Genomic DNA, 7,907 nt, shown 5'->3' with positions numbered 1-7,907 from the left:
CAAATCACTTCTTTAGTCGAATACAGATGTTTAAATTTGAGCGACAGTAGCTTAAAGCTGGAAAGCACCTTAAGGTGTCATGACCCAGGTAGCGTAGTTCATTAAAGAACTGAGACTGGCTATCTCTACAGTTTTGCTATTGGTTGTCCATTACTGTCCACTGTTCGACGGATAGCTCTCCCATTCCCCAAAGGACGTCACATACATTGCTGGACATATCCCACATCACCCTGTTGCCTTAATCCAATTATTCAGCCGGGTGAAAAGGGATTGAGTTAACTGATTAAACTGTTGCTGGCGATACCACTTCTGAAACGCTTTCTCATAAGCTTCTCCGTGAAGTTGATAGATATTCCACGTCTTTAAACCCAGCCCTGTTCCCCAAAACAAGAGGATATACAACGCCCAGGAAAGTTGACCTGCACTCAGCAGGTTGATGGCAACTAAAAAACTATTCACGATAATATATTTGCCCAACCGCTGCTTGAGTTGGCTGCGCTGATCTTGCTCAAACTCCTGGCGCTTTTGCTGCTGTTCTTGCTGGAGCCGCCATTCTTGTTCCGCTAGCTGGAGGTTAGTCGGCGAGATCCCCAATTCAGCGGCAATTTCCACAAGCTGCGTCCGGGAAAACTCACCGCCATTGGCTTGACGGGTGATCGCGAGATTCAGGATTTGCTGGAGGTCTTCTTGGTTATAAGACTGGATAATGGTGTGTTCAGAAACAGACATGACTTATATTATATTAAGAGGATGAGTGGGCTGAAAATTAAAACTATAGATAGTGGCAGGCTGAGGTTGTGCTTCCTTATATTATTATCAACGACATCTAGACAGACAGTACAGTCCTGCTGATGTTCACAACCGAACCCCTAGGATCGGATTTTACGAAAAAGAATGGTAGAACAGAAGTTTTACATTTCGTTACGATAGATTCAGATGTAAAGGAGGACAGTATAAAAACGTTTTCTTTGACAGTAGATTTGAGGTAATCTCTATGAACGGTAGTATTCGTGTTGGTAATTTATTGGGAATTCCCTTCTATATAAACCCCTCTTGGTTTTTAGTTCTAGCTTTGGTCACCTTTGACTTTGGGGGGTATCTGAGTGGGTTTCCGGGTTTAACAGGGATCTTACCCTGGGTACTGGGTTTTGTGGGCGCCCTGTTGCTATTTGCCTCGGTTTTAGCCCATGAATTGGGACATAGTTTAGTCGCCATTCGCCAAGGCATTGAGGTGAAATCGATTACCCTGTTTCTCTTTGGGGGTCTAGCCAACTTAGAGAAAGAATCTCAAACACCAGCCGAAGCCTTCTGGGTCGCGATCGCGGGTCCTTTAGTTAGTTTAGCCCTTTTTGCCCTATTTACGGGTATAGGCGTTAGCACCGGCGTCTCTGGTTCTTTGGCAGCGATTCTTAGCCTACTGGCTTCGATTAATCTAATTTTAGCCCTATTCAACCTGATTCCCGGCTTACCCTTAGATGGTGGCAATATCCTCAAGTCTCTGGTTTGGAAAATCACCGGGAATCCCTATCGCGGTGTGGTTTTTGCCAGTCGGGTTGGTCAAGTTGTCGGATGGTTAGGAATCAGTATTGGTATCCTTTCTGTCTTGGGGTTGAGTAACTTTGGTAGTTTCTGGACATTCTTAATTGGCGTATTCCTGCTGCAAAATGCAGGTATGTCGGCGCAATCAGCCACCCTGCAAGAAAAACTCCAAGACCTGAAAGCGGAAGATGCGGTGATTCCAGAGAGTCCGATTATATCAACCGACCTGTCGCTGCGGGAATTTGCCAACAACTACATTATCGGCAAAAAAGAATGGCGCAAGTTCTTGGTGACTGATGAACAAGGACAGTTGCTCGGCGCGATCGCGGTTGATGATCTCAAGAAAGTGTCCACCTCAAACTGGACGATTACTCCCGTCAGCGAACTGATACAGCCTGTGGATTTGGATGCGATCGTCAAATCTGATCAGTCTCTGTTAGAAGTAATTATGCTCCTTGAGAAAGGTCAATTTACTCAATTGCCTGTAGTGCGCGAAAACGGCGTTTTGGTTGGACTTTTGGAAAAAGCCTCGATTGTCTCTCTCCTAGAGAAGCGAACTCAAACCAATCCCGCTTAAGTATATTGGCATCACTGAAATTAAATACTTGAGCCTGATCCCTCGAATAAAGTTCGGGGGATTTATTGTAAAAGGCAGAAGGCTCCAAAGCAGAAGGCAGAAGGTTTGTTATGGGTACGTGGCATTTGGGCTCCTCAAGAAAATCCTAACCTTGATAGCGACAGCTATATAATATCATTGGCATCTTTCGTGAAAGAAACACCATTAGTTCTCATGTCGGGGCGACCCGCGAGCATTAATTAATAACTGTAGTCTACTAAGTTTTTCGGGTCGCCCTCTACTCAAATTTTATGGATACCATCCTAAGTGGCGCTGATCTGAGTGGGGCTAATCTGAGTCATGCTGACTTCAATAATGCAGATTTGAGTGATGCTGATCTGAGTGGGGCTAATTTGAGTGACGCTAATCTGAGTCAAGTTGATCTTAGCAAAGCTTATCTTGATGATGCCCATTTCTCACCCACCCCCCTAAAAAAACGAGAATATTTTCTATAATCGAGAGGCTAAAAAAAGGGTTTAAAAAGGGTGTATTTAAATAAAATTGTCGGGGCGCTTTACCCTCATCCCCTAATCCCAACTCCATCCCCCCTAGCCCCCCTTTGAAAGGGGGGAACGGAGTTGGGAAAGCATCACATCGCGTCCGTTATCAACCACGACTTTTGGGAATTGGGACTTCTCGCAGCAATCGAATCAAAGTCATTCCAGTGAATCCTGCAACTAACATCCACGTCACCCCTAAACCCAGAACTTCGCTCACAAACAGATGAGTGAAGCGGCGCAAAATTCCACCGACAATCCAACCCACCGCTAAACTGATCGACCAGTTTAGAATATTGGCAAAAATCCACCCCCAAGCTTTGGTAACGTACTGTCTGAGAACCCACCATTGTCCCATTCCCAGGATCAGCCCCAAGGTTGCTCCATCAATGACTCCATAAACCAACCGAGGGAAAATACCCATTGTTCGAGGAGCAAACCAACCGATGACTCCAAAGGAACTCAACCCCATGACTCCCCAACCGAGGAGACTGGCAATAATCCACCACCAGGCTGAGGACAGGTGTCGTCTCAAAACTAGCCATTGGGCTACTCCGATTATCGTCCCACCAATGATGCCCTCAATTATACCGATATCGGGTCTTTCTCCAATCTCGATCCAAAATAGACTTGCCACAAAACCTAATAGTGTCACCAATAGCCACTGCAACCAGAAGCTACAGCTAGTCTCGATGGGTTTGAGCGGGGATTGATAGTTAATGGTTACTGGCACACCAATGACAACAATTCAGAACAGCGCAAAAATACCTAAGGAGTCGCCTTAGATCTGTAATATATATATTACTAGGTATTACCGCCTCCATTGCCTATCAGAAGACGACACTAAAGAATAATTATGAAGATTTACTTTAAAAAACTTTGGGTTTTTTAAAGTTTTGACGAAGATCAGCTTAAATTTATTTTTCCAGATAAAACTGGGAGTTTTCGATTATTATGGGTGTATAAGTCTCAATTAGGTTTCACACATCTACCAATGGATAGATTAAAGTCTTTTAAGTCTTTGAGTCTGGTAACCGGGGTATTCACCACAATCTGGGTCATGGGGATCGGCTGGCAACCCCCGCTACAAGCCCAGTCAAATGAAGATGTAAACGTTTTGACAGCCCAGCTTTCACCATCGCGCGATCGCGGCGCTGGGTTACGCGGTGCTGGATGTGGTGAAGCAACAATTACCCCATTGATGTCAACAAAGGAACCGGGAGTTTATTTAGTGGCGCTTAACTCACCACTGACACTCTCATGGCAAGTGCCAGAAACCACAGTCACCTCCGCCGAATTTCTCCTGGTTGATCAGAGTTGGAATCCAGTGCATCAAACGATGATTGAGATTCCCAAAGAAGGCGGTGAGATTGAAATCACTCTCCCCAACACCCTATCTCTAGAAACTGGAAAAGATTATTACTGGCAGATGGCATTAATCTGTGATGGGAGCGATCGCACAAAAGATAATGCCATCCAAGGGGCACTACAGTTCACCTCCCCAGAGGCTTCCACCTCCCAAGAATAACGATGCTCACCGACACCGATTCATAGAACCTGGACATTTGTGGGTGTGGAACTTATGAAAGAAGCCTTTATTTCTTACTCCCGGCGTAATAAGGAATTTGTCCTCAAACTCCGGGAGGCATTTAAAAACGCAAATCGTGAGGTTTGGGTGGATTGGGAAGGCATTCCCCTAACCGCTGATTGGCGACAAGAAATCTATAAAGGAATCGAAGAATCGAATAATATCGTCTTTGTGATTAGCCCGGATTCCGTGGCATCCAAAGAGTGCGGTGTTGAGGTAGACTGTTCCCTAAAACACCATAAACGAATTCTGCCGATTTTATATTTGGATGTTGACCCAGAAGCCGTACATCCAGAGATGGCAAAATCCCCCCAGATTGATTTTCGCGAGGGGACAAATTTTGAGCAGGCGTTTCAAGAACTGCTGCAAGCCATTGATAACCATAAACTGGATACCCAAGAACATACACGCTTGTTAGTGCAAGCGATGGAATGGGAGAAAAAAGGACGCAATACTAGCCTGTTATTACACGGAAGTGAACTCACAACCGCCGAATCCTGGCTGGTGTGGAGTTCTGAACAAAAACCATTTCCCACACCCTTGCATCGGGAATACGTTGGGGTGAGTCGTCAATGGGTAACCCGTCAGGCAAAACGGTCTATTGTTGGGGTGAGTGTAGCACTGGGAGTGTCTACTCTTTTAGGACTCGTGGCGTTCTGGCAATATCAGCGATCGCAACGACTTTTTGTCCAAGCCCAGCAAGAACAGCTTATTGTCCAAAGTACCACCTCCGATGCTTTATTCGTTTCCCAGCAAAAATTTCCTGCCCTCTTAGAATCTCTAGAGGCGGCTAAAACGCTGCAACAAGCGAATTGGGTTAGCCAAAACCCTCAACTGCATTCAACGATTTCCACGGCTTTACTTCAATCCATCTATTGGGTGAATCAATCAAATCAATTAGACGGACATACGAATAAAGTTCGTAGCGTTAGTTTTAGCCCAGACGGTGAACTTATTGCCTCCGGCAGTAGTGACCATACAATTAAACTCTGGCAGCGAGATGGGAGTTTAATCAAAACCCTAGAAGGACACCGCGATCGCGTCCGAGAGGTCAGCTTTAGCCCTGATGGTGAAATGATTGCCTCCGCTAGCCGGGATGGGACAGTAAACCTGTGGACAAAAGATGGGGCGAATCTACATAGTATTAATGCCCATGATAATGATATTTACCACGTCAGTTTTTCCCCCGATAGCCAAATGATTGCCTCAGCCAGCCAGGATGGGACAGTAAAACTGTGGACAAAAGAGGGGGAATTACTAAAAACCTTAAGCGGACATAATGCCCCAGTTATCAGTGTCAGCTTCTCGGCTGACGGTCAACAGTTGGCATCGGCTAGCGCCGATCAGACAGTGAAACTCTGGACAATTGAGGGTGAAGAATTACAAACCCTGAAAGGACACCAAGGAGAGGTCACAAGTGTGAGTTTTTCCGGGGATGGTCAACTCATCGCCACCGCCAGTCAGGATAAAACTGCGAAACTCTGGACGATTGAGGGAGAAGAACTGCAAACGCTAACCGGTCACAAGGATGGCATCTGGCAGGTGACATTTAGCCCGGATAGTCAACGCCTTGCCACGAGTAGTAAAGACAAAACCATCAAACTGTGGGATCGGGAGGGAACCCTACTAAATACCCTCACCGGACATAGCAGTCAGGTATTTGGTGTAGATTTCTCTCCAGATGGGCAAACCCTAGCATCAGCGAGTGATGATAGAACCGTGAAACTCTGGAAACTGGACAATCCCTTAGTCAAAACCTTCCCCCGATCTGGTCTTAGTCCCAGTTTTAGCCCGAATGGGGACTTAATCGCGATCGCATCGGGAATTGATGTCAGCCTCTGGAGTCGAGAAGGTAAGAAATTGAACACCCTGTCTGGACATCAGGATTGGGTGGAAAGTGTCAGTTTTTCTGCCGACGGTGAAACCATTGCCTCAGCCAGTGACGACCAAACCGTGAAACTCTGGACAAAAGACGGCAAAGAATTACAGACGCTAAACGGGCATGAGGGGATCGTCTGGACGGTACAATTTTCTCCCGATGGAGAGTATCTTGCCTCAGGGAGTCAAGACCAAACCGTGAAACTCTGGAAGCGTAATGGTGAACTGTTGCAGACTCTCGAAGGTCATCAGGGTATGGTCTTAAATGTCAGCTTCTCTCCCGATGGTCAAACCCTCGCCTCCGCCAGTACCGATGGCACCGTGAAACTCTGGCGTCTTGATGTAGAGACGCGCCATGGCGCGTCTCTACAACGGACGATTCAGGCACATGACGTCGCCATTGGCAGTGTCAGCTTCTCCCCCGATGGTCAAATCCTTGCCACCGCCAGTGATGACCAAACCGTGAAACTGTGGACGAGTAAGGGTAAATTACTCCAGACTCTAAAAGGACATCGCGATCGCGTCTATCGCGTCACCTTTCGACCCGATGGTCAATTCCTAGCCACAGCCAGTTTAGACGGTACGGTGAAAATTTGGACGCTAGATGGCACAGAAGTCGTCACCTTGAAAGGACATCAAGCCGGAGTAGACCATCTCAGTTTCAGTGCGGATGGCAAAATCCTAGCATCGACCGATAAAAACGACACCATGATTCTCTGGAATTTAGAGAATTTGGATGAACAATTACTCAACAATCTCATCGTAGCGGGTTGTAATTGGGTACAAGACTATCTGCAAACCAATTCAACTTCCCTTTGTAAGAAGTCATAAGTGAAGAATAAAGCTTACGGCAGCAGATGATGCAACGAAGGACAAATAATGAAGGACAAATGACAAAACATGGCTGACATTTTTATTTCTTACTCCTGTCGAGATCAAAACTCAATTCAGAGAATCTATGAAGCCCTCAACCGGGAGAAGCGGGATATTTGGGTGAACTGGGAAGAAAAACCTCTAACCCAGACAGAAACAGAAATTGCAGCAGCCCACACCTGTATCTTCTTTATTAGTCCCCATGCCATTGAATCTGAATGCTGTACCCAAGAACTTGAATATGCCGTTCAACGCGGCAAACGCATCATCCCAATTGTGCTACGGGACGATTCTCTCAAAGGAGTGCATCCAGAGTTAGCAAGACTGAACTGGGTATTCTTTCGCGAAACCGATGATTTTAACGGCGCATTTGAGTCCCTACTCAAAACCCTAGATACTGATTTAGACCATATTAAGCAACATACCCGCTTGCAACAACTAGCGACCGAGTGGGATAAGAAACAACGCAATAACCACCTTTTACTCAGGGGAAGCGAACTAGAAGCCGCCGAACAATGGTTCACCACTAACGCTGAAATCGAACCAAAACCCACCCAACTTCAGCGAGAGTATATTGATGGGGGACGCAAAGCCAGAACCCGTGCTCAAAGACGACTCCTAGCTGGCGTTAGTGTGGCGTTAGGCGCTTCGGTTATTTTAGGGGGAGTCGCTTTCGTTCAATATTTAAAAGCAGAACGACTGAGAATGCAAGCCTATACCGGACAGATTATTAGCCACATTGACACTCTCCCGGTTAAAACGCGGGAGATTCTTGAGCTAATCATCGCCCTTTCGAGTCACCTCTAATTAGGTCTTACACAATTATGTCCTACCCGAAGTCAACTAGAATATCACTTAATATCTAGAACCCCTTTTTTTGGGTAGCTCTCCAAGCTTTTACCTAAATTAATTAGGA

The 7,907-nt window shown here is 46.1% G+C and carries 7 protein-coding genes; 5 read left to right on the top strand and 2 right to left on the bottom strand.

The genetic code is table 11. The annotated features are described in order from the left end of the window. Positions 1 to 225: 225 nt before the first annotated feature. Positions 226 to 729, bottom strand: coding sequence for a 2TM domain-containing protein (locus RLO19_RS21720; RefSeq protein ID WP_446359507.1), 504 nt, complete (start codon positions 727 to 729; stop codon positions 226 to 228). Between the two features lie 265 nt (positions 730 to 994). Here RLO19_RS21720 and RLO19_RS21715 point away from each other — a divergent pair, with 265 nt between their 5' ends. Continuing rightward, a complete protein-coding gene (locus tag RLO19_RS21715) occupies positions 995 to 2,116 on the top strand; it encodes a site-2 protease family protein (protein ID WP_446359506.1) in 1,122 nt (373 codons plus the stop codon). 290 nt (positions 2,117 to 2,406) lie between these two features. Beyond that, on the top strand, positions 2,407 to 2,610 hold the full coding sequence (locus RLO19_RS21710) for a pentapeptide repeat-containing protein (RefSeq protein WP_446359505.1): 204 nt from the start codon (positions 2,407 to 2,409) through the stop codon (positions 2,608 to 2,610). 151 nt (positions 2,611 to 2,761) lie between these two features. Here RLO19_RS21710 and RLO19_RS21705 read toward each other — a convergent pair whose 3' ends face one another. Continuing rightward, complete coding sequence (locus RLO19_RS21705; RefSeq protein WP_446359504.1) at positions 2,762 to 3,385, bottom strand: hypothetical protein; 624 nt, start codon at positions 3,383 to 3,385, stop codon at positions 2,762 to 2,764. Between the two features lie 261 nt (positions 3,386 to 3,646). On the opposite strand from RLO19_RS21705, the gene RLO19_RS21700 reads away from it, so the two are divergent. The 3 genes from RLO19_RS21700 (at position 3,647) to RLO19_RS21690 (ending at position 7,798) form a co-directional block, all read left to right on the top strand. Beyond that, positions 3,647 to 4,180 carry a DUF928 domain-containing protein gene (locus tag RLO19_RS21700; RefSeq protein ID WP_446359503.1) on the top strand — a complete coding sequence of 178 codons (534 nt, stop codon included), beginning with the start codon at positions 3,647 to 3,649 and terminating at the stop codon, positions 4,178 to 4,180. Positions 4,181 to 4,234: 54 nt separating this feature from the next. Continuing rightward, positions 4,235 to 6,949 carry a WD40 domain-containing protein gene (locus RLO19_RS21695; RefSeq protein WP_446359502.1) on the top strand — a complete coding sequence of 905 codons (2,715 nt, stop codon included), beginning with the start codon at positions 4,235 to 4,237 and terminating at the stop codon, positions 6,947 to 6,949. 69 nt (positions 6,950 to 7,018) lie between these two features. Continuing rightward, positions 7,019 to 7,798 carry a toll/interleukin-1 receptor domain-containing protein gene (locus tag RLO19_RS21690; RefSeq protein ID WP_446359501.1) on the top strand — a complete coding sequence of 260 codons (780 nt, stop codon included), beginning with the start codon at positions 7,019 to 7,021 and terminating at the stop codon, positions 7,796 to 7,798. Positions 7,799 to 7,907: the final 109 nt, after the last annotated feature.

It is taken from the genome of Coleofasciculus sp. G2-EDA-02, assembly GCF_040226375.1.
Taxonomy (GTDB): Bacteria; Cyanobacteriota; Cyanobacteriia; order Cyanobacteriales; family Coleofasciculaceae; genus Coleofasciculus.
This window is presented reverse-complemented; position numbering and strand designations above follow the sequence as displayed.

What these genes read in the sequence shown, in the direction of transcription:
- RLO19_RS21720 (WP_446359507.1), bottom strand. Translation starts at nt 729, where the DNA reads ATGTCTGTTTCTGAACACACCATTATCCAGTCTTATAACCAAGAAGAC.
- RLO19_RS21715 (WP_446359506.1), top strand. Translation starts at nt 995, where the DNA reads ATGAACGGTAGTATTCGTGTTGGTAATTTATTGGGAATTCCCTTCTAT.
- RLO19_RS21710 (WP_446359505.1), top strand. Translation starts at nt 2,407, where the DNA reads ATGGATACCATCCTAAGTGGCGCTGATCTGAGTGGGGCTAATCTGAGT.
- RLO19_RS21700 (WP_446359503.1), top strand. Translation starts at nt 3,647, where the DNA reads ATGGATAGATTAAAGTCTTTTAAGTCTTTGAGTCTGGTAACCGGGGTA.
- RLO19_RS21695 (WP_446359502.1), top strand. Translation starts at nt 4,235, where the DNA reads ATGAAAGAAGCCTTTATTTCTTACTCCCGGCGTAATAAGGAATTTGTC.
- RLO19_RS21690 (WP_446359501.1), top strand. Translation starts at nt 7,019, where the DNA reads ATGGCTGACATTTTTATTTCTTACTCCTGTCGAGATCAAAACTCAATT.